At 38.1% G+C, this 19,428-nt stretch carries 31 protein-coding genes; 3 read left to right on the forward strand and 28 right to left on the reverse strand.

The genetic code is table 11. The features are described from left to right. Positions 1-80 precede the first annotated feature (80 nt). Both H3T75_RS08490 and H3T75_RS08495 read right to left on the reverse strand, forming a co-directional pair. A complete protein-coding gene (locus H3T75_RS08490) occupies positions 81-386 on the reverse strand; it encodes a hypothetical protein (RefSeq protein ID WP_198211498.1) in 306 nt (101 codons plus the stop codon). A 248-nt stretch (positions 387-634) separates the two neighbouring features. Next, on the reverse strand, positions 635-1,234 hold the full coding sequence (locus tag H3T75_RS08495; RefSeq protein ID WP_038648669.1) for a hypothetical protein: 600 nt from the start codon (positions 1,232-1,234) through the stop codon (positions 635-637). A 474-nt stretch (positions 1,235-1,708) separates the two neighbouring features. Between H3T75_RS08495 and H3T75_RS08500 the strand changes: the two genes are divergently transcribed. From H3T75_RS08500 to H3T75_RS08510, 3 genes are all read left to right on the forward strand, one after another. Then, positions 1,709-2,428 carry a helix-turn-helix transcriptional regulator gene (locus H3T75_RS08500; protein WP_084585048.1) on the forward strand — a complete coding sequence of 240 codons (720 nt, stop codon included), beginning with the start codon at positions 1,709-1,711 and terminating at the stop codon, positions 2,426-2,428. Positions 2,429-2,924: 496 nt separating this feature from the next. Further along, positions 2,925-3,212, forward strand: a complete 288-nt coding sequence (locus H3T75_RS08505; protein ID WP_174829856.1) for a helix-turn-helix transcriptional regulator — start codon at positions 2,925-2,927, stop codon at positions 3,210-3,212. 263 nt (positions 3,213-3,475) lie between these two features. Further along, a complete protein-coding gene (locus tag H3T75_RS08510; RefSeq protein WP_174829855.1) occupies positions 3,476-4,174 on the forward strand; it encodes a S24 family peptidase in 699 nt (232 codons plus the stop codon). A 209-nt stretch (positions 4,175-4,383) separates the two neighbouring features. On the opposite strand, the gene H3T75_RS08515 is transcribed toward H3T75_RS08510, so the two are convergent. From H3T75_RS08515 to H3T75_RS08640, 26 genes are all read right to left on the reverse strand, one after another. Beyond that, on the reverse strand, positions 4,384-4,722 hold the full coding sequence (locus H3T75_RS08515; protein ID WP_198211499.1) for a hypothetical protein: 339 nt from the start codon (positions 4,720-4,722) through the stop codon (positions 4,384-4,386). 190 nt (positions 4,723-4,912) lie between these two features. Then, positions 4,913-5,125: a BrnA antitoxin family protein gene (locus tag H3T75_RS08520; RefSeq protein ID WP_025330149.1), complete on the reverse strand. Its 213-nt coding sequence runs from the start codon at positions 5,123-5,125 to the stop codon at positions 4,913-4,915. Beyond that, a complete protein-coding gene (locus tag H3T75_RS08525; RefSeq protein WP_025330148.1) occupies positions 5,122-5,403 on the reverse strand; it encodes a BrnT family toxin in 282 nt (93 codons plus the stop codon). The genes H3T75_RS08520 and H3T75_RS08525 overlap by 4 nt, the downstream gene beginning before the upstream one ends. A 191-nt stretch (positions 5,404-5,594) precedes the next feature. Beyond that, the gene (locus tag H3T75_RS08530) at positions 5,595-5,927 is read right to left on the reverse strand and encodes a hypothetical protein (protein ID WP_232339970.1); all 333 of its coding nucleotides are present in this window, start codon (positions 5,925-5,927) and stop codon (positions 5,595-5,597) included. Next, the gene (locus H3T75_RS08535) at positions 5,927-6,403 is read right to left on the reverse strand and encodes a hypothetical protein (RefSeq protein WP_198211501.1); all 477 of its coding nucleotides are present in this window, start codon (positions 6,401-6,403) and stop codon (positions 5,927-5,929) included. Before H3T75_RS08535 ends, H3T75_RS08530 begins: the two co-directional genes overlap by 1 nt. 44 nt (positions 6,404-6,447) lie before the next feature. After that, positions 6,448-7,089, reverse strand: a complete 642-nt coding sequence (locus H3T75_RS08540; RefSeq protein WP_198211502.1) for a hypothetical protein — start codon at positions 7,087-7,089, stop codon at positions 6,448-6,450. 10 nt (positions 7,090-7,099) lie between these two features. Continuing rightward, complete coding sequence (locus H3T75_RS08545; RefSeq protein WP_198211503.1) at positions 7,100-8,164, reverse strand: phage tail protein; 1,065 nt, start codon at positions 8,162-8,164, stop codon at positions 7,100-7,102. A gap of 133 nt (positions 8,165-8,297) precedes the next feature. Continuing rightward, complete coding sequence (locus H3T75_RS08550) at positions 8,298-8,906, reverse strand: DUF2612 domain-containing protein (protein ID WP_198211504.1); 609 nt, start codon at positions 8,904-8,906, stop codon at positions 8,298-8,300. 20 nt (positions 8,907-8,926) lie between these two features. Further along, complete coding sequence (locus tag H3T75_RS08555) at positions 8,927-10,123, reverse strand: baseplate J/gp47 family protein (RefSeq protein WP_198211505.1); 1,197 nt, start codon at positions 10,121-10,123, stop codon at positions 8,927-8,929. Next, complete coding sequence (locus tag H3T75_RS08560) at positions 10,120-10,473, reverse strand: hypothetical protein (protein ID WP_198211506.1); 354 nt, start codon at positions 10,471-10,473, stop codon at positions 10,120-10,122. Before H3T75_RS08560 ends, H3T75_RS08555 begins: the two co-directional genes overlap by 4 nt. After that, positions 10,470-11,180 carry a Gp138 family membrane-puncturing spike protein gene (locus H3T75_RS08565; RefSeq protein WP_198211507.1) on the reverse strand — a complete coding sequence of 237 codons (711 nt, stop codon included), beginning with the start codon at positions 11,178-11,180 and terminating at the stop codon, positions 10,470-10,472. The genes H3T75_RS08560 and H3T75_RS08565 overlap by 4 nt, the downstream gene beginning before the upstream one ends. Beyond that, positions 11,158-12,054, reverse strand: coding sequence for a hypothetical protein (locus H3T75_RS08570; RefSeq protein WP_198211508.1), 897 nt, complete (start codon positions 12,052-12,054; stop codon positions 11,158-11,160). Before H3T75_RS08570 ends, H3T75_RS08565 begins: the two co-directional genes overlap by 23 nt. Then, a complete protein-coding gene (locus H3T75_RS08575) occupies positions 12,044-12,322 on the reverse strand; it encodes a hypothetical protein (protein WP_078474652.1) in 279 nt (92 codons plus the stop codon). The genes H3T75_RS08570 and H3T75_RS08575 overlap by 11 nt, the downstream gene beginning before the upstream one ends. After that, positions 12,319-12,945 (reverse strand): phage baseplate protein, encoded by a 627-nt coding sequence (locus tag H3T75_RS08580; protein ID WP_198211509.1) that lies wholly within the window; start codon positions 12,943-12,945, stop codon positions 12,319-12,321. Before H3T75_RS08580 ends, H3T75_RS08575 begins: the two co-directional genes overlap by 4 nt. 99 nt (positions 12,946-13,044) lie before the next feature. Then, entirely contained in the window at positions 13,045-13,719 is a 675-nt protein-coding gene (locus H3T75_RS08585) for a type II toxin-antitoxin system death-on-curing family toxin (protein WP_198211510.1), read from the reverse strand. Further along, a complete protein-coding gene (locus tag H3T75_RS08590; RefSeq protein WP_084562318.1) occupies positions 13,716-13,925 on the reverse strand; it encodes a hypothetical protein in 210 nt (69 codons plus the stop codon). The genes H3T75_RS08585 and H3T75_RS08590 overlap by 4 nt, the downstream gene beginning before the upstream one ends. A gap of 92 nt (positions 13,926-14,017) precedes the next feature. Next, positions 14,018-14,662: an RDD family protein gene (locus tag H3T75_RS08595; RefSeq protein ID WP_198211511.1), complete on the reverse strand. Its 645-nt coding sequence runs from the start codon at positions 14,660-14,662 to the stop codon at positions 14,018-14,020. 103 nt (positions 14,663-14,765) lie between these two features. Then, positions 14,766-15,272, reverse strand: coding sequence for a hypothetical protein (locus H3T75_RS08600; protein ID WP_198211512.1), 507 nt, complete (start codon positions 15,270-15,272; stop codon positions 14,766-14,768). 290 nt (positions 15,273-15,562) lie between these two features. Further along, complete coding sequence (locus tag H3T75_RS08605; protein ID WP_232339971.1) at positions 15,563-15,796, reverse strand: hypothetical protein; 234 nt, start codon at positions 15,794-15,796, stop codon at positions 15,563-15,565. Between the two features lie 48 nt (positions 15,797-15,844). Next, on the reverse strand, positions 15,845-16,435 hold the full coding sequence (locus H3T75_RS08610; RefSeq protein WP_198211513.1) for a DUF4236 domain-containing protein: 591 nt from the start codon (positions 16,433-16,435) through the stop codon (positions 15,845-15,847). A 58-nt stretch (positions 16,436-16,493) separates the two neighbouring features. Next, the gene (locus tag H3T75_RS08615) at positions 16,494-16,655 is read right to left on the reverse strand and encodes a hypothetical protein (RefSeq protein WP_198211514.1); all 162 of its coding nucleotides are present in this window, start codon (positions 16,653-16,655) and stop codon (positions 16,494-16,496) included. Continuing rightward, positions 16,624-16,911, reverse strand: a complete 288-nt coding sequence (locus H3T75_RS08620) for a hypothetical protein (RefSeq protein WP_198211515.1) — start codon at positions 16,909-16,911, stop codon at positions 16,624-16,626. The genes H3T75_RS08615 and H3T75_RS08620 overlap by 32 nt, the downstream gene beginning before the upstream one ends. Before the next feature lie 13 nt (positions 16,912-16,924). Continuing rightward, entirely contained in the window at positions 16,925-17,998 is a 1,074-nt protein-coding gene (locus tag H3T75_RS11050; protein ID WP_198211516.1) for a glycoside hydrolase family 19 protein, read from the reverse strand. A 53-nt stretch (positions 17,999-18,051) separates the two neighbouring features. Then, positions 18,052-18,330, reverse strand: coding sequence for a hypothetical protein (locus H3T75_RS08630; RefSeq protein WP_198211517.1), 279 nt, complete (start codon positions 18,328-18,330; stop codon positions 18,052-18,054). Next, entirely contained in the window at positions 18,314-19,246 is a 933-nt protein-coding gene (locus H3T75_RS08635) for a hypothetical protein (protein ID WP_198211518.1), read from the reverse strand. Before H3T75_RS08635 ends, H3T75_RS08630 begins: the two co-directional genes overlap by 17 nt. After that, positions 19,227-19,427, reverse strand: coding sequence for a hypothetical protein (locus H3T75_RS08640; protein ID WP_198211519.1), 201 nt, complete (start codon positions 19,425-19,427; stop codon positions 19,227-19,229). Before H3T75_RS08640 ends, H3T75_RS08635 begins: the two co-directional genes overlap by 20 nt. Position 19,428: the final 1 nt, after the last annotated feature.

Consider the following 19,428-nt stretch of genomic DNA (forward strand, 5'->3'; position numbering starts at 1 on the left):
AAATTTTTTCATATTGAAATTCTCCTTAAAAATATCATAGAGAATTTTCTACTTTCTTGCTGTACTATTTTAGGGGATAGTTACACTTTTAATTCATCGGGAACTAATTTAAATAATTTTTTAATACATTCAATATGTATATTATAGTTTGGTGATATTCTATTATTACAATTTTCAAAATAATATTTAGCCTGATAATTCAAGAAATGCACATCAGATTCATTAAAATCTGAATTCAAAAGTTTTAATGGCAAATTATGTACCAGTTGAGCTTCTAAACAGCAGGATTTATCCAAAGCTTTTTTAAGCATACCATGAGTTTGAAGATTTCTAATATGAGGTAATGCCCAATAAAGCATCTCTATATAAATTTCTCTTTTATCCATTATTTTTTACCTTTTTGGGAATCGTCCAAACATACTTAGTGGGTATTCTTGCCTTGTCCAGCTACCATTTTTTAGTAGTCTATAAATATTTAAAGAATTAACGTTTTTACTGACTACCTTAGCACATGTTCTTTCACGATAATATTTTCCTTCTTAAAAATTTTCAGTTCCATTAAATAATAATAATTTTCCAGATTCTTTAAATTATAAAAGCCCAGCATAAGCTGAGCTTTTAATTAAACTATATTTTAGCTAAACATTCTGGGAAAATACTCACTAATTTTATCATTATCGAATATTCTATCTTTTGTAAAATCCACCGTATCAGATACGACGATTACCGGCCACAACTCTTTCGGTAAATCTTCGATTGAAGCATAGATTGTTGGAAGATAAGATCTATAATAATCCCCGGTTTTAATTTTTCCTATATAATCAACTAAAAAATAATTTTCCTCATAATCAAGAAATCCATAATATACAAACACCCCCTTTTTTGCAGATAGTCCCTCATCTAAAAGTACCTTCTGCTTAGATAACTTTGCTACTGACTTTTCAACATCTTTCCTTTTTTTTAAATCCGTATAATTATTAGTATATAAATCCAATATTGTTTGTCCATGTTTGTTGTATGAATATTGACTATATTCATCCAGACCTTCATAGATGTGTTCAAAAAAAGGATTTAGTAATGATTTTGCATTATCATTGGATAATAGAGCTTTAGGTAAATCTCCCCAAGATTCATTCACCATTATTGCAATTTTTCCATTTTTATCCATTGCAGGCCAATCATATGTTGATAAACCATCTGCTTTCCAGTTTATATTTAAATCTTCAATAATCATCTGAATTTATCCTTAGGAAATGTCACTCAACAACTATTACGATTTTCATACTACTAGTTTCTTTTCTTCAGAACTATCTCATCCCTTTCTTAATCTGAAGAAATCGATCAAATGAATCTTTTCTATAGCAATATCAATCTTTAATCAATTAATTTACTAAATCACTTGAGTAAATTCTTTTTGCGATCATTCCTTATCACTATAATGCTGTATAAATTTAATTCAATATCGTCTCTTAACAAGACATATTTAGAAAATGATATTGTTAACTGATTTACTTTTAATTATAAAGCCTCGGTTAACCGGTTTTTTTTAGTTATTAAAGCAAATAAAACACGACAATCCCTGATAATTAAACCGCTATAAAAGCGCTCCTTTTGTCTTTTGAATATATTGATAAAATTTTAATAAAAAACTAGTGAAAATAAAAAGTCACAACTAGAATTGTGTTTTGGAAATTATTTAGGATAAGTTATGAAAATTACATCTAAAATAAGACTTGAAAATTTAAACCTATTAGTCAAAGAAGCTGGAGGTGTAACGCAACTAGCTAAAAGAGCAGGATATAAACAGTCTAGTTACTTATATCAAATAATTAATCGCACACCTGTTCAAAATGGCAAAGCAAAAAATATCGGATCAAATATGGCTTCAAAATTAGAAGAAGCCATGAATAAACCTAAGGGATGGATGGATCAAGATCACCAAAAAAATTCAAAATCAAATTCTGTGTATCTCGGCACTCTAGAAATCTGGGGCTATTCTAAACCTTCAGGTGACGTTGAAATAGAAGTACCGTTTTATAAGGAAATTAGTTTTTCGGCAAGTAATGATTTTGCAGAATACATCAAAGATTACAATATATATAAACTTTGTTTTGCGCGTTCTATTTTTGCAAAGCACGGCATTAATCCAGAATCCGTTGTGTGCGTTACAGCAAATGGCAATAGTATGTATCCTGTTATTCCAGATAGCAGTACTATCGGGATCAATACAGATGATAAAGATATTCGAGATGGCAAAATATATGCAATAAATCATAATGGATTACTGCGTATAAATATTTTAAAAAGACGCCCAGGAAACAAATTATTGATCCAAAGTTTTAATTCTTCAGAATATAAGGACGAAGAAGTCAATCGGGAAGAAATACATATAATTGGTAGGGTGTTTTGGTGGTCTGTTTTAGCTTAATGCGTAGATCTATTTAAGAATAAATTATAATAAAACTTTCTATCGATATTTATTACAAATAAAATGCCTAGTACACTAAGAGATCGTTTAATAGAATTAATGGCTGAGTGTGGGCTCAGCAAACAAATCGAACTAGCCAATATTGCTAAGTTTAGTAAAGAATTGGTTAATCAATGGTTTAATGGTGATACAGGCTTGGTAAAAAACCTTTGTTAGAACTGTCAAAAAATACAGCTTTTTCAGCTCAATGGTTAGCAGATGGAACAGATCCAAAATATAAAACAAATGACACTGATTCATTAGCTCAAAAATCAAGCACATTGGAAACAGTAAATAGCAATTCTACAATCCTGAAATTATATGATAGGAGTGCTTTTTGCGGTCAAGGAACCATAATTTCTGAATTTCCAGTACAGTACTTCTTAGGACAGTTGAGATTCCTAACGATGCTATTATAAAGCTATTAGGCACAACAAATTTACAAAGTGTTTAGCTTATGCCTCCTGACGGGGATTTAATGGAATCTACTATACCCAGACTCTCCATAACATTCATTAAAACTGATATAGATAAATTTCAAGATACCGGAATTTATCTTATAACATTTGATGGTTATACCTATATTAAAAGACTAGCAAGAGGGAAATCGGGGGTAATCAATGTAATATCTGATAATAAACTTTATTCATATACAGATTTTGATATTGCACCAGATGATTTAGATCGATTAATAATTCACGGTAAATTTTGGAAAGCATTACCTTTAGATTTTTTTGATATATAATTTAAATTAACAGTTTATTTTCATTATTTAAATGATTTCAGCCGTATTAACACAGTATTTTTGCATGTAAATACCGGCAGCTGTTTACCGGTGTTTTTTGTTTGAAGGACATCTAAATCTCTATAGTATACATTCCAAGCAACCATAATAAACTTGGCAGAAAAACTAATTAATTCTAAATGTTACACAGCTGATCAATTTCTAGGTAAACAATAGATTTTACAATTAACTATAATTCACAACTCTAATATTAGGATTTAAAAATGGATAGACGAGATAAAATATTGTATTTAATAAATAATTCATTCAACGGAAGCCAAGTAAAATTTGCAGAGGCAATTAAAAGATCTCCAGCTCAAGTTAATCAATGGGTAACTAATCGCAGGGCTGTTGGCGACGTTTTGGCTTTACATATAGAACGAACTTTAAATCTACCATCAGGTTGGTTAGCTAAAGAAGAAGACAATAAAATCAAAATTAATCAATCAAATGCCTTTCATCTAGGAGCACCCAGATATATATATGACGAATCATGCCCATTGGGGAATGATGAGATTGAAGTTCCTTTTTATACGGATAATATTTTAAGCTCAGGTAACGGATTTGTATCAGATATACAAAATTTTAATAATATGAAAATGCGCTTTTCACGAACAATGTTAAATCAAAAAGGTATTGATCTAAGATGTTTAGTATGTATTGTGGCTGATAATGATAGTATGGAACCAGCTATTCCAGATGGAGCAATTGTTGGAATCAATACGAGTAATACTCAGATTAAAGATGGTAAATTATACGCAATTAATCATGACGGTTTATTATGTATCAAAATCCTAAAAAGACGACCTGGCAACAAAATTCTGATACAAAGTTATAATTTTAACTCATATCCTGATGAAGAGGTTGATACAGGAGCAATTACTGTTATTGGAAAAATATTTTGGTGGTCAGTTTTGCTATAACATAAATTTATGTTTTAAATTGCAAGAAAAGAAAAAGAGAGAGATTATTACATTAAATTGCTATTTTATCTAAATAGCCGAAAACCTAGTCATTTATAGTGTGGAGGACATCAAAATTCGCACATATTAAATGGCAATACCTTGATAAATGTTGCCGCCCCAGTTGATTTTTTTCGCCCAGCTCCTTGGCTGCCTGTTGCATGGTTTCATTAATTGCAGCGAATCTTCGGGTCGTTATCTTTCCTATTGATAGGGTACGGATAAATAATCACCGCGCGCCTTGTTGCGTGCTTACTCGCCAGCGGTGTACTTACCCAAGTCACTTTTTTTTCATTCGGCCGCGCGTATTTCGGATCAACTCCCTTTTTCACGCATTCATTAGGTGTACGCCCTTTACCGTAATTGATGAAACACTGTTCCTTACTTCTTTTCTCCTCAATAACGGTAAAATCCTGCTTAGAGATTTCAATGGCTCGCTTAACGACCTTAACCAGATTGGCATCAACGTCGCGTAAATTGTTCAGAGAACGACTGCCTAATTTGTACATATCAAACCTTTCATAAATAAAAAAAGCAGTCAGAACGGCTGCTATGTATAGACTATTTACATTTATTAATGTATTATTAAATTTAATCCCCTTTAATTAATTTAAAGCCCTCAAAAACTCCTCCGTCTTGAGGGTATTTTTTTGACATAAAAAAAGCTGCCTACTGGCAGCTTATTCAATTCACAAAAACTCACTTAGTCCATTTAATATCAAGCTTACGCTTATTTTCGGCGCAATCTTTTAAATACATATTCATTAAAACCTGATACGGTAATCCGGTTTCATCAGCCATATCTTTGAAATAAGTAATACTATCTTCATCAATCCGAATAGTGATTGTTTTCTTTAACTGTCCGGAATACGGATTGCGTTTTGCTTGACTAAAATCGTACTCTTTTTTCATAAATGTGCCTCGTATTGTTTGCGTTCTTGCTTGGTGGCTGTCCTTGCTGAAATCAAACGGATTGTATTACCTCTTTCACAATGAATAACCACTAATACACGTAAATTCTCACTCATCCCTAGCAATATGAAACGGTCTTCATCTTCGGAATGATCCGGATCATTAATTATTAAAGCATTTTCGTCCCAAAATACCGTAACAGCTTCATCAAATGATACACCGTGCTTTTGGATATTGCTTGCTGCTTTTTCCTGATTCCATTCAAAACCATTAATCATTTTATCCCCTTAGTTGTAAATATATTATATTTATATTTTAAATATACAACAAGTAGTTAATTTTCATATAGATGATTTTTTCACATCATCTATAGTTACAACTGTATCAATGGCACCAGCGCTCCAAATAGAAAAGCCGGCATTTAGCTGGCTTAAATCAGTTAAATAATCAAAAAACTACAATCAAATCACTATTTATGCTTATCATCTGTATCACCGATTATCTTTTCTGCCCTGTTACACACAGCATTAATCAGTTTTTTAGCCAGCTTCGGCGCAGTTGCTTTGAATGCGTCTAACAGAGATTTTGAGGCCATACCGGCAAACACACCAGCACCGGCAAACAGCCACAGGTGATCCTGTGTAAAGAAATACTCTGTTACTGCGGCTGAAAAAACCATGCCTATAATGATGAATGTCACAGTGAGCATGACGCCATAGCGTCGGTAATCAGACACTACCAGCGAGCCCAGAAAGCCACCGGCAAGGGCAAAATAAGTCGCCAGTGTAAATGCTTCATTCATCATTCACCGCCTTTTTTATCTTCTGCCTGTTGCGTGTTTTTAATCAGATTCCTGCCGGCCAGTGCGCATATGATGGCAATCAGCGGATAGGTGGTCATGCCTGTGGACAGTGGCGGATAGGCGGCGATAAATGTTCCGGATATCACAAACCAGATCAGTGCCGACCATAACAGGCAGCAACCGGAAAGAATATTGCTGCGGCTGGAATGACAAAAGGCAGTAAATAGCTGCCCGATGGCAACCACAATTAAAATGGTCACAAGCACCTTAGGGTATAAATGCGGGAATTTGCCGTATAGATCCTCCTTAATTATCTCGTCACCATGCAGGCCGAACACCAGCGCAAAACCCAGCATAGCGAATCCGTTCAGTACTTCGATTATTCGCGTGCCGGTACCGAATAGCCAGTTTTGCAGTCTGTCCGGTAAAAACCGGAAGTCCAGTAACCAGTAAAACCATTTAATCACTTTTGTCATGAAATATTTACTCCATAAAAAAACCGCTTTTCAGCGGTTATCAGTTAATAGTTGCTTTTAGCTTCTTCCCATAGCCGAAACAGCCTGTCCTGATCAATATCCAAGATATCAGTGAAAAACTGCCAGATATCATCATTTTCCAGTGTGAATGTCTGTGCTTCCATGATGGCATTGCGCACTTTAATCAGATGAATACCGGTCAATTCCCGCTCTGCAATTTCCACCAGTTTTTCTTTATTTTCCCCGTGCTCCAGCTCAATCTGAGTTAATATCTGGCTGCGATTCAGCATACCGGCATTTTTTCTTTTATCGAGCAGACGCAATTCATCGGCATTAGACACTTCTATCCATGTTTCTGCCTTTTCTGACCATTCGCTATAGGGTAATGGTGCTTGTGTTGTTACATCATCCGGAAGTGCTCCCAGTTCCAGTATATCCACGCGTTCACCGGTTTGCTTGCTATAAATGATCTCGCCGCGATGGTCTTCAATATATTTCCATGCATTGCCAAGCCATTGCGGAATATAGCCCGCTTTTAACTCAGGCTCATCGGCAATGATACACAGCCGTGGTATCAGGTAATTGCCATCCGTGTTCAGAGGTGCTAAATCTGCGACAGTCATGCCAACGAAATAGTTATTTTCGTCCAGTTGGCAAACGGAAATAGTTGGTGGATATTCTTTCATTCATTACTCCTTAAATCTTAATACAGGCAAGCAGTGCAATATTGCGTGGTCGTGTTTCTGCTGATGTTCTTGCTACTGCCGCATTGTCAAATTTAACTTTAAAGTTTAGTGTTAATGGTGTGACCGTTCCGATTTTTGCAGTACTTGCATTCTCTCTGCTAAAAACACCAGCGGAATAATCCTTACCCACAAAAGTGATATCACCAATTTCACCAGTCATACGCTGTACTGTATCGGACTGGCGACTCCCTAACTGCCTGCCATCATCAACGCCTCTACCCTCATCATATGCGCATAAAAACTCACCTCTTAAATCCGGCAGGTTAAAGGTAGTTTTCCCGTCCCCTGCACCGAAGCGTGTACCAATAGCCGCATACAGACTGGCATATGATGTGCGTGATACTGCTGCGCCATTAGCCTTTAACCAGCCGACAGGTGCGGTATCCATAGCGAAAAACTGCACAGCTCCGGCAGGTGTGGCATTAATATCTTTGCTACCGTCAAACGGTATGCCATTAATACAGACTGCATTCTGTAGCCTTGTAGCGGTTGCGGCATTGCCTGATGTGTCCTGATTACCCTTGATATTGACACCCGGTAAATCTATATCTGTTTTGGCATTGAAAGTAACGCCACCGATTTTACGCGCCGCAATCTGACTGGCATATGTAGCTGTAGTAGCATTGCCTGTAGTATCTTGGTTACCTCTGGTATTCACGCCGGGCAGATCTATGTCCTGCGTACCGTCAAAGAAAACCCCGCCAATATTGCGTCCTTCAAATAATTTTGAGGCTGAAACAGCGTTGAGTCCTATGCCGGCAATAACCTCCCAGTACTGGGGATTCTGATTAGGGTTATTGGTGTTCTTATCTGCAACTGAGATAAATACCTTCGAACCATCATCAGCCAGCAATACCGCACCTTTCTGATACCCGCCAAAAGCATCACAGTAGGCTTTATCAAAATAGAACAGATTGCCTTTCTGCATATGTACAATAGTGGCGGATAAGGCGTTAAGAATGCCGTTAAAGTCCATACCCTTTGGAGGCAGGCCGCCCGATTCTACCGGCTGCATGGTTACGTTCGGAAAACCGTCGCTCCATGTTGCATCCTCCGGATCTTGTCCGGGCTGTCGGGTGTTCTGAATATTGTTTTTACTGCCGTTAGCCGCAAATGCCTGCGCTGCGGGATTAATACTGGATTTTTACTCATGCGAAACTTCCCTGGTTAAATGGTTGAAAACCTGTTCCGGAAAAACCAAAAATCCCCGCAGGCGGGGATTCACGATAATCAATTAAAACGCCGGACGGGCGCGGTAATAATTGCAGATTATAGATAATATGCCTTTCAAATTTATTGGGTATAAATTCAAAAAAATACCGCCCTTTCATATGACCGGTAATTAAAAAATACACGCGCTTTTCCGGAAATATCATGCGCAGGTATTTATTAATATTCGGTGCTGTTGCATGAAGAATATTGGCCGCTGCCTTAATCACAATAAGTAACCGGAAACGCTCATCCGATAATTTATAAGCAGCAAACCGCGCTCCTGATGCACTGAACGGCTGGTTATTAAACGGCGTAAAAGCCTGCGGACTGGTTTTAAAGCCGAAAGTATCAATATCATCAGGTGGAATACTGATATTGCGATTCACACCCACAATCCGCCCCCAGATATCCAGCCCGAAACTCTGTGCAGTTTTCACATTGAAAGCCAGCCGGTAAAAATCATCAATTGATCTGGCAGGGTCTATGCATTCATTCATGCTTTCAATCAGATTGCAGATAACCGGACTGTTTGCATACTGTGACATTAAAGTGTCTTGAATATTTTTCATGATATTTTAATCTGATAAATTGAGACTGTCGGGTATTCATCCACGCCGATTTCGAGCATGTCTGCCCATTTTTTACCGTCCTTATTCACCCGCAGGGATACAATACTTAAATGAGGAATGGCTGCAGCAACCGGACAGATAAATTTAGAAGCGATAACCGGCTGTCCGATTGCAGCCTTTGCGGCTCCGGTTGTAAAACCGGTAATAATGGCCGCTTTTACAGCCTCGCTATCCTGATATGACAGCAAATCAGGATCATCAACCATAACCTGAAAAAAAACCGGCACAAAAGCCGGTCGTAAAAATTTTACGGTGTATGTCGGCGGTCTGACGGGGAAATTTTCTGTATCCGCTATCACGCATTCTGTATTGCCATTAAAAGAACAGCCCGAGCCGGCTTTGTTCAAAATGGTACGAGCAATGGTTTCATCATCTCCGCCCACTACAGAAACCAGAATACTGTTACGGATGACCGGATAATTCGTGGCACCAACCTGTATAGTCTCATCTGTCGGGTTGTCGATAACATACACATCTTTAACATCGGCTAAATCAGCCACTGCACCATAAGTTGAGGCATTGGTATTTTTGCTGTTAATCGCTACCGATGCCCGCCGGCGTTTTTCAAAATCCAGACGGCTTTCTTCCTCGACCCCGGCAATGGCAGCATATGGGTTGGTTACCCGATCTAAGCCGGTAATTGCTTTAGGGATACCGGTTATCGTATCGGGTACGGCATTGATATTGCCGGCAGATACGCACTGCGCATGCACGCTTACTTTACCGTCTTGAGTTATGGTTTCTTCGTTAGTTAACTGCCATTTATTACCGTTATTGTCATTAAATACTGTGCCGGCAGGAATAGTTACCCCAGCCAGCCCATTTAGCACCAGCATTACACTGGAATGCGTAGCCTGTTTGCGGGTCATAAAATAGATATAGCCCAGCCCGTCCTGCCAGATACCCTGCGCATAACGCGGGTCGAACTGATTCAGCAGGGTTATCATCTGATTGCGCTCATCGGTAATAATGGCAGCCAGAGAAGTTACTAACTGCCCTTGCGGTGTGTTCAAGGCAGTATTCAAATCCTGCCCGAAAGCATTTCTGAACAGCTCCCATAAGCCACTAATTACTTCATCTGCAGACGGTGCAATAATCCCCTTATCAATAACCTGTAATTGCGGAATGCTCATAAACCAATTACTCCCGTTTTATGATTGCTGTTAGTAAATTTAATCTGTCCATGGATAATCCGGTCACCGTCAAGCATTAATTCTGCCTGAGCTGTGACAACTCCGGGAACGCTGAGCGCGGCATCGTGAAGATGTTTGCGGTATAAAGCCAGCGGATAGCGTCCGTTGCCAAGAATGCGCGTTAAATACGGTATTCCCTCCTGCTGGTTAAAATACATATCTTCTTTCATGGTACGGCAGGCACTGGCAATGTCCTGCGCTTGCTGATAGGTGTTTTCAGCAACAGCAATGTTGCCATCAGCATCAAGCACCAGATCCCATGTATCAGGCATTAAAAATAACGTTTTCATGAATTGGGCTTCCCTGTATTGCCGTTGCCGGTGGTTACTCCCTGATGAGTGTGATTTTGCAAACTGACTGAACCGGCTTTAACATCTCCATCGGCACTGATACCGCCGCCACCGGTAAACTGTGCGGTCTGTAAAGCATTGACCGCATAGCTGCCTGTCGTAGTAGTTACCGCTGAAGCTTGCATGTTGATTGATGGTGCCTCCAGCGTGATACTGGTCGGTGAGTGAATCACTATACCGCTGTCTGAGAAACTAATGTACTGCTGCGGTGTGCCGTTTAAAAATCCGCCGATATACAGCCCGTCATTCCAGTCATGCTGGCGACGGCTGCCGGGTGCGGATTCGGCTTTATTGCGCTTAACTGCGGATATATCGCGTGAGGCAAATGCACATAAACCGATGTCGCCCGCGACCGGATCACAGATAACAGCATTGCTGCCGCCCTGTAAGCGGAAATACGGAACGCTGAATATTCTGCCTGGTGAGTAGACATTACCTGCACCGTCAAGCATCTGCACCAGCGGCTGTACGTTTACTTCACCCACCGGACTGACACCGATACCTGAAACCGCCAGCACTTTGACAAGGGTTACGGTCTGAACCCGCGATATCAGATTGGAAATAACCGCGTTAAATTCTGCTGCTCCGCCTAGTGAATGATTGATATTCAGGTTGTCCAGATTTTCATATTCTGCTGATTGCTGCATCTTTGCTGTCTCTCCATGTTGCGGCTATATCACAAAACCAGTTTCCGTCCGGCTGATTGGATTCAAGGCTTTTATGCATGCCGTATATGCGCCATTCACCGTTACATACTTCGACCTGACTGTCCTGTATCTTGCAGATACCGCCGAAACGCAATAACGGGTCGTACAGACATTTAAAGGTTACGCCGCGTATATCAGGTACCGGATAGCTGATCAGTCCTGAGGTGGGCGTAATGACCGGAATTTTGATGTTGCGTGAGCCGCCTTTCGGTGTAACCGCAATCAGGTTATTCTCAATGTACATATCAAACTCAAAATCATGTTCAAGCGTTTTAAGCTTATCCAGATTAGAGCCGTTTAAGGTCAAGTTTTTGGTGATTGCAGATACGCCGTTATTCTCAAGCTGATAACCCATACTGTCGCAGATATCCTTGATTGCATCGGCAATATCCACCTCACCTTCTTTTTCATATGGCGGCTGCGGTTTTTTGTACTCCAGAATGGCCGCCTGAGATTCAATAACCAGACAGACATCGGGAGCCACGGAAAAATCCATTGTCGCAAAAGTAATATTGCCCTCAAATTCAGTAATCAGCTGATCACTCTCTTCTCCGACTTCAACTTTTACCCTGTTCATCAGTGCATCAAGCGTATTCCAGTGCACACGGAACAGTTTGGCCATTTTCTCTAATGCCAGCCCGTAGATTCGTATTTGCGCTACCGGCATTACTGAGCCGTAACCGAACATGATGTTGCACATCACACGAAAGCCGGTTGCACTGATCTGGTTATAGTTGCCGGTAAAAACAATCTGCTCACCCTGTTTGTCCTTGTCCCGCAGGGTAACGGTTACTTTTATCTGTTTACGTTTCATCGGTATATACCAAAACAAACCGGCCATTCAGGCCGGTGTAAGTCGGGTTATCGTCGCCATGGGTATCTATGAATACAAGATTTCTGGTTATCGGCGTTCCGTTGAGACAGACGCGGTTTTGTACCTGTACGCCGTCTTTGTCGTTTTCTATGCTGGCAAAAAGCTGCCCGAGCCGCGTAAACAACCGGATATGCCAGCGACTGCCGTTAATCACAAAAGATATATTCTGATTAGGATTAGCATCCAGCGGTATGGTTACTGTTGTCATTTAAACCACCCTTTAATAGCGTTTACTGCCTGATATAGCAAAGATTCCCCGGGTTTTTCGGGCTGTTTTTCTCCGCCGTCGCTTTCTTTTGCATCATCAGGATTTTTTACCTCTTCGGTATCGTATTTCACTACCACTTCACGCACTTCTTCTAGATGGAGATTTACTTTGATCAGTTGTGCACCGTCTGACGCTTCACGCGCAGTGTCGTAACCAACAATACAGGCGTTGGTATAAACATATTCAGGTGTAATGATGTAAAACAGCAGTGTACTGGCCGCCAGTGTTTCAATCTGTCCGAGAAACACGCCGCGCATTAAAGTGCCTCCTGAGCCTTTGGTAAGCTGTACAGTGGCTTTATACGGATTAGAGACTTTGTTGTAACAGGCGAATGAGCCTTTTTCAACCGGTGCCTGTGCTATTTTGGCGGAATTACTGTATTTGAGAGAGGTAACGTTATCAGCCAGCAGAATAGGTATTCCATACTCGTTAAATACACCCCAGTAATTACCGAAAACGGCATTTATCAATGCCGCACCGCCCAGACTGATCAGGGCATTAGTACCGGCAACATTCAAGCCTTTAAAGTTTGGTATGTTAGGAATACCGTCAATTGGCAGCATAGTTTACTCCAATAAAAAAGCAGCCCGAAGGCTGCAATAGAAAAGCCAGCGTTTTGGCTGGCTTGAATCCGTTAAAATAAAAGAAAAAACACTAATAAATTAATTTTGAAGAAATTTTAAAATTAATTCCCATATTTTTCTTCTCCTTTGTATCTCACATCTTTTTTCTTCAAGGTTAATTATTCCATCTTCAATTATAATTATGTCATTTTCAAAAATTTGTATTTTATCGATGTCATTCAATTCTTTTGAGCCACTAATCATATCATTAGTTATTTCAGTTAACTCATTACAAATTCGAATTAAATCAAATATGCCTTCTTCCGACAATTTATAAATATTTAAAAGAGATTTAATCTTTTCACAAGTATAATCATTGTTGCTTACTAATTTAAAAAATAAATATTTTATTATTTGTTGTAAATCATTTTTATTAATTTCGTCATTTGCAAGCCATACAACCACTTCTTCCATCGCGATAATGAAATCTGCTATAAACTCAGATGGCCATCCATTCTTTAACAGAAATAACGCCCCTAAGCTAACTGATGCGCGTTTATTACCATCTATAAAACAATGATTTTTGTTTATTGAAAAAATTAAATGCGCTAATTTGTCATGGTATTTATAATAATAAAAATCATTCTGAATCATTGTTAACGCACTAATTAACAATCCCTCATCACGAAGCCCTAATAATCCTCCGCTTGCCAAAATTATTTCATCATGTTTGGCAATAGCTTCTTCTAATGTAATATACGCAACTAAATTCATTTATCACGCAAACGAATAAACACGTCCAAAATTTTTTGATCGTTTAATAATGCATTAAAAGCTTTATCTACGTTAACCGTTTTCATTCTCAACAGCCTTTCTTCCATAGATTCCTGAACTATCTTATCAGCTTCTGCTGAAACTTTATTACTAAGGGTTGTCTCTAATAACCTTATAATACTAAGATTTTTATCAATATTTTCCATAATTTATTCCTCAAGATTGTTTTTATTCTATCATACACTTTAATAAGAGTATAAAAAGCCGGAACTGTGCCGGCTTTGAATCTGTTACACAATCAAATAATAAGCTTATTATTTGAGACATTTTGTACTACCCTAGTTTTTGCCAGTTTATCCTGTAAAGTTACAGATAAAAACTTATTCGAAAATAAACGATATAAACACATCAAATTGAATATAACTATCAAAAGAAGCACAGGTACTAATCGAGCTGTCTCTACTGAAAAAAACAAATCAGGTGGCATAAACATGAGACATATATAAAAAAACACATCCTGCAGACCTTGTGAATAAAAACAACTTCTTGCAAGAATATACATATATATATAATAAATAAATTCCCTTTTTATCACATTATTCCAAAAATCAGGCGATCTGTTATCAAGGCGTATTACCTTAATACCCATTATTTTTTTACCTATAGACTGCCCCCGTTTCCACATCCAGAAACATTGCCAGAATGGAAGAATCATTAAAAATATAATGCTAGCTAGTGTGAGACAAACAAAAGGAATGGCAAAAATAGCTTTAATATATTTAGTATGAAAAAAGATATATACGACATTTGCAGGAATAAAAAATAATAGTATATTGATTATGCCTGCTATTAATCGTTTTAAGGGAGTAGCCGCCACATAATCTTGTGCAGTATTGTCATCTTTATTTAGATTTTGTATTTTTGTAAAATCACGTACACTCATACTATTCTCAATAAATTATTATAAAATCAATATACAATAATTATGTTTAGAATAACAATAGTACTGAATTTTGTTCTTTGACATAATTGGTTAAACGTATAGTTTATTTATGTCGTTGCTTTTTGATTTCAGTGCGATAAAAATCATCAAGACATTTAGATTTATCTTTTGTGAAAAGTTTCCCTCTTTCAAATATCTCAGTGATTTTGCAATCATTAGTTTCTTTTAGACATATAACCTGATAAGTAACCGAGCGTTTTTCAAACCCTTTTGTAGCTCCGATTGTTACTTTAACTTTATTTCCAGTTGGCTGGGTAAATGTTAGCTTAGTATTTGGATCTAAATCTTGCCCCTGCCATAAAACATCATAATCAATACAAGCTATACCACCAGTTGCCTTTTGGTATTCATCATCTCTTTCGTATATTTTTCTGAGGTTGCTATCAAAATATTTTAAATAAAAATGAGGGTTATAAGTTGTTCCTCCGCTTTCAAGTCTTATGCTTTCTTCATAAATTCTTTTTATGTAGTTCACTTTAGGTCTGAATATTTCGGCAAAAACGCATGAACTGATACATAATCCCAAAACAGCAAGTAATAGTTTTTTCATATAACAGAACTTTCAAGTTAATTAAATATATAATTGTTTATTTTCTAAATCGCACGCTGTCGATAGTGCACAGCATGGCTGTTGAAACAATTAATTTCTTAATCATGTCATCAATACTCTAAACTGATTAAACATATAGTTTTGTGTTTCTTTCATCGCGACTATAGTATCCAAGCTAACAGTATTTGATAAATATTTAACATTTATGCTTTTATATTAACATAAACATGCTTTTTATATTAACCAAAACATTACAACGCTCTTTACCGAACACTTTGGCTACAAATTCACTATCTGATAGCACTGATAATCTCAGGCAACCTCCACGCAATTATAATCATCAGAATAATTAACGCAGCCGTCCACATGGTTTTGCGTAATTCTTTGGGTGTGAAATTAATAGCTTCCATATGCACTCCTAGAAACTTAAATGTAAATCGTTTATCATTAGCCATGTTGTTCAAGCGCTCTTTGAATAACAAAGCCCACAAAGAGTACGAATCTTTGCGGGCATTTTTTGCCATAAAAAACCACTCCGAAGAGTGGTTTTGATTGTGTTACGGAACCAACTTTTAAAACAAATTATCAAGCGATTTGTTATCTTTCTTGTTTTTGTGCTTATCTGTTTTATCTACATTTTCATCATATCGAAGACGTCTATCAATTACTTTTTCCTCAATAGTATTAGGAGGAGGTAAATTAATCGATTTAACGGAGTCTACTTTTGGCTGAGAATTATGCTTTTGATAAATTGAATATCCCATGAATAAAACGAAAATAAAAAATATCCATTTTATTAATGTCCATAGTGAAGTAAAACAACCTTTTTTAGGGACTTCTTCATTTGAGTATGAATAACCTAAAATATCAGCACGTAATTGTTGATATTCAAAATCAGAAATCCTTCCATTACTATGCAGCCTTTCTAATTTTTCTAATTGGTTTATCTTACTAGCTTTCATATTTCCAGCCCCATTCAATTTTATTTTTTTACGATAAGATAGCCCCGTACCTGGAATACCTAAATTTGCATATGTCCCCTTTTTTCCAATATTTATACTAGCTCCACGCTTTCCTATCGTTGCACTTGTGATCCCTGTCTTCCCTACATTAATTTTTAAACCCGGTGCAAGTTTAATTGTTTTACGAAATCTCCATCCCATACTCACCTTATCCTCTGCGATAAATATAATTTTATATTGTATGTTCTTAATATTTTATTTAGTATCCAGATAAATCCTCATCAAAATTCACATATAAATCTTTTTTCCTTTTATCACAAATAATACTAGATATTTCTTTATCATTTCTCTTAACCGATACGCCAGCCTCAGTTGCAATTTTGCCGTTTTTATCTGGATTCCCTATATACGTTCTTGGCATATATATACTCTCCGTTTTTTAGAACAATCCATTGCTCATGATAATTCAGAGGAGGATTTTCTTTTGTCTGTTTTGCAACTTGTGTTTTAGAATTTTTAAAAACTAATTCAGGATTTCCCGGACGACCAAAACTATACTGTATATTTTGCCCAATCTCTTTAACCTCTACTTTTTTGCCTTGATTATTGGTACAAGAAAAAATTAAATGATTAGCTGCAAATCCAGATACAGAGATGGTCGATACTAAAACAGCCACAATTATTTTTTTATTATGTCATCGATACTCCAAGTTGATTAAACGTATAGTTTTGTACTTCTTTCATCGCTGCTACAGTATTTCCACTAACTGTATTTGATGAAGTGTTAACATTCATATTTGGTATATTAACATTAACATATTTTCTGTTGTCATTATGCGTCACAGGAGCAGTTTGCATTCGTTGCCCGTATGCAATCATACTTTGAGCCTTTAAAGCATTTTCTTGTATGTTGTTATTTGATAGCACTCCTTTCCCTTGCAAATATTGACCATACAGCCTCATGTAGTTATTCATACCAATAGTGCCGCCGTTTACCGTTTTTCTCGCACCTGCAATATCACCTGCTTGTGCCTGTTGTCCCGCTTTACTCCTTTTCATAAAAAACCAAGCAGCAGAATCGGCAGCTAAACGCGGATCTGTTGCTATTAAATCAGGGTTAGACATAATATCTTGCCTACCAGAATAATCCGCATAGGCTTGATAATTTGCACGTCCAGTAAGCTGCATTCCTCCGCGTCCTCTAAATTTCCACGGATCATCTGCATATTTATTGCCAATCATTTTATTGTACATAATATTAACCTTATCCTGTTGAGATAAAGCTTTAAATGCAGCCTCTTGATTATCTTTATGAGCATTAAGCCAATTTCTAATATTTTTTTGGTTACCAGCCAGTTCCCTCCAACGTTTAAGTGAAAAGTTTGGATTCTCAGTAAGTTTTTTCCCTCCACCGGTCTCATTGTCGACATTAGATAAGAATGAAGCGCGAGCCTTTGCGTCTTTTATTCCATATCTATCCATTGCTGCATTCAATTCTTGAACAAAAGAACCTTTACCTTTAGTAACCGAGCCTTTGGCAGTAGAACCTCGACTAGCATTACCCTCTACAGGCTTCTGAATCCCGTTCTGTTCAAAGTAATCCTTACCGCCATGAAACAGCCGGTACATACTTTCACCGATGAAATCTGCTACATTTTCTTTCTTTTCGCCCATTGCATCGGCAATTATGCCTGTTGCAATATCAGAATAATTGTCAATCATCTGTTTGGCTTGCTTAGCTGCACCGGTAAAATCGCCGCGCACCAGTTTACCCAGAATTTCAGCATAACCTTTCAGGGTAGGAATGGTATTATTTTTTACCGCATCAACCAGATTGCCAAATGCAGTACAGTATCAACAGACATTTTGCTGTCTTTAATACCGGCACTGAATGCACCCCAGTCAAACAGAGATTTACCGCCCTTAGCCCAAGTGTCGTAATCGTCGTACAGAAGTACAAAAGCACCTGCCAGAGCAGTTACCGCAGCAATAACCGGATTAATCGCGATTCCAAGGGCACCCATAAGGCGGATTAACGGCGTAAACGGAGCAATAAACGCCAGCAGTGCACGTCCGGCACTAAGTAAGGTAGGCAATTACAATAGCTGCGGTCTGGAATACCGCCTTAACAACCTTTTCATGCCGTTGCAGAAACTCAAAGAAGCTGTTTACTACCTTAATCAGAGTAAGCAGTATCGGCGTTAATGCATCACCCACCAATTGCTTCATGCTTTGCCAGTGTGCGCTCAATATCGCTTGCTGTTTGGTTAATTCGCGACTACGGGCAATGGCTTTCTCGTCTGAGTGATACATTCTTTTCTGAATATCCAGAATTTCCTGTAACTCTTTACGACCAGAAATTAAGGCGTTGATTGTGCCGTCATCAAAGCCCATTTTTTTGCCGATTGTATAAGCCTGTTCCTTTGGCATTTTCTGGAATGAATCAGCCAGATCAAGCATTACATCATCCAGTTTGCGAACCTTACCGGCATCATCAACAACACTGACACCCAAGGCATTGAAATAAGGCAGCATACTGGCGTCACCTAACATCACCAGCCCGTTCATAGCCTGTTTAATGCCGGTTAAAGAGGCTGTCATGCCCTGCGCACTGCCACCGAAAGCACCTGCCGCATTCTGCCAGTCTGTAATACTTGCAGTAGCCATACCTAGCTGCCCGGAAAGCTTTGACACTTCCATATTGGCATGCGCAGCATCATTAGCCAGTTTAAACAGCCCTGTAGAACCAATGATAGCACCAAAAAACTTAGTTAATTCCTTAGTGACTTTGGCTAATTCCTGTCCCATTGTTGCAATCTGTTCAATTGAACTGTGGTATTTCTTAGCTAGTTCCTCGTTAGCCTTTCCTGCCTGCTTTGAGGCTTTTTCGGTTTTATCCAGAGACTTTTCGAGTGCCTGATTTTTCTTTTCCGCCTTATCTGCCTGCGCAGCAAATTTAGACGTATCAAGCATCAGCTCGACAAGTATTTGTTCAACTATATTCGTTGTCATACTTATTCACCAACATTTTGTTATGTTCAGAAACCTGATAAACCTCAAGAATATTCAGCACATCCTCAAGCCCCAGCACACTATCAAGCTCAACGTAAGAAGCCAGTCCGGCTGTAATAACCTGACTGGCTAAAGAAGAGACATTTACTATTTGTGCAAGCACGCCTTCACGGAAAGACAAT

It is taken from the genome of Snodgrassella sp. W8135 (genome assembly GCF_016101225.1).
GTDB lineage: Bacteria > Pseudomonadota > Gammaproteobacteria > Burkholderiales > Neisseriaceae > Snodgrassella > Snodgrassella alvi.

Bases quoted from the DNA above. Each gene is read 5' to 3' on its own strand.
- H3T75_RS08490 (WP_198211498.1), bottom strand. From the start codon at position 386: ATGGATAAAAGAGAAATTTATATAGAGATGCTTTATTGGGCATTACCT.
- H3T75_RS08495 (WP_038648669.1), bottom strand. From the start codon at position 1,234: ATGATTATTGAAGATTTAAATATAAACTGGAAAGCAGATGGTTTATCA.
- H3T75_RS08500 (WP_084585048.1), top strand. From the start codon at position 1,709: ATGAAAATTACATCTAAAATAAGACTTGAAAATTTAAACCTATTAGTC.
- H3T75_RS08505 (WP_174829856.1), top strand. From the start codon at position 2,925: ATGCCTCCTGACGGGGATTTAATGGAATCTACTATACCCAGACTCTCC.
- H3T75_RS08510 (WP_174829855.1), top strand. From the start codon at position 3,476: ATGGATAGACGAGATAAAATATTGTATTTAATAAATAATTCATTCAAC.
- H3T75_RS08515 (WP_198211499.1), bottom strand. From the start codon at position 4,722: ATGTACAAATTAGGCAGTCGTTCTCTGAACAATTTACGCGACGTTGAT.
- H3T75_RS08520 (WP_025330149.1), bottom strand. From the start codon at position 5,125: ATGAAAAAAGAGTACGATTTTAGTCAAGCAAAACGCAATCCGTATTCC.
- H3T75_RS08525 (WP_025330148.1), bottom strand. From the start codon at position 5,403: ATGATTAATGGTTTTGAATGGAATCAGGAAAAAGCAGCAAGCAATATC.
- H3T75_RS08530 (WP_232339970.1), bottom strand. From the start codon at position 5,927: ATGAATGAAGCATTTACACTGGCGACTTATTTTGCCCTTGCCGGTGGC.
- H3T75_RS08535 (WP_198211501.1), bottom strand. From the start codon at position 6,403: ATGACAAAAGTGATTAAATGGTTTTACTGGTTACTGGACTTCCGGTTT.
- H3T75_RS08540 (WP_198211502.1), bottom strand. From the start codon at position 7,089: ATGAAAGAATATCCACCAACTATTTCCGTTTGCCAACTGGACGAAAAT.
- H3T75_RS08545 (WP_198211503.1), bottom strand. From the start codon at position 8,164: ATGCAGCCGGTAGAATCGGGCGGCCTGCCTCCAAAGGGTATGGACTTT.
- H3T75_RS08550 (WP_198211504.1), bottom strand. From the start codon at position 8,906: ATGTCACAGTATGCAAACAGTCCGGTTATCTGCAATCTGATTGAAAGC.
- H3T75_RS08555 (WP_198211505.1), bottom strand. From the start codon at position 10,123: ATGAGCATTCCGCAATTACAGGTTATTGATAAGGGGATTATTGCACCG.
- H3T75_RS08560 (WP_198211506.1), bottom strand. From the start codon at position 10,473: ATGAAAACGTTATTTTTAATGCCTGATACATGGGATCTGGTGCTTGAT.
- H3T75_RS08565 (WP_198211507.1), bottom strand. From the start codon at position 11,180: ATGCAGCAATCAGCAGAATATGAAAATCTGGACAACCTGAATATCAAT.
- H3T75_RS08570 (WP_198211508.1), bottom strand. From the start codon at position 12,054: ATGAAACGTAAACAGATAAAAGTAACCGTTACCCTGCGGGACAAGGAC.
- H3T75_RS08575 (WP_078474652.1), bottom strand. From the start codon at position 12,322: ATGACAACAGTAACCATACCGCTGGATGCTAATCCTAATCAGAATATA.
- H3T75_RS08580 (WP_198211509.1), bottom strand. From the start codon at position 12,945: ATGCTGCCAATTGACGGTATTCCTAACATACCAAACTTTAAAGGCTTG.
- H3T75_RS08585 (WP_198211510.1), bottom strand. From the start codon at position 13,719: ATGAATTTAGTTGCGTATATTACATTAGAAGAAGCTATTGCCAAACAT.
- H3T75_RS08590 (WP_084562318.1), bottom strand. From the start codon at position 13,925: ATGGAAAATATTGATAAAAATCTTAGTATTATAAGGTTATTAGAGACA.
- H3T75_RS08595 (WP_198211511.1), bottom strand. From the start codon at position 14,662: ATGAGTGTACGTGATTTTACAAAAATACAAAATCTAAATAAAGATGAC.
- H3T75_RS08600 (WP_198211512.1), bottom strand. From the start codon at position 15,272: ATGAAAAAACTATTACTTGCTGTTTTGGGATTATGTATCAGTTCATGC.
- H3T75_RS08605 (WP_232339971.1), bottom strand. From the start codon at position 15,796: ATGGCAAAAAATGCCCGCAAAGATTCGTACTCTTTGTGGGCTTTGTTA.
- H3T75_RS08610 (WP_198211513.1), bottom strand. From the start codon at position 16,435: ATGGGATGGAGATTTCGTAAAACAATTAAACTTGCACCGGGTTTAAAA.
- H3T75_RS08615 (WP_198211514.1), bottom strand. From the start codon at position 16,655: ATGCCAAGAACGTATATAGGGAATCCAGATAAAAACGGCAAAATTGCA.
- H3T75_RS08635 (WP_198211518.1), bottom strand. From the start codon at position 19,246: ATGACAACGAATATAGTTGAACAAATACTTGTCGAGCTGATGCTTGAT.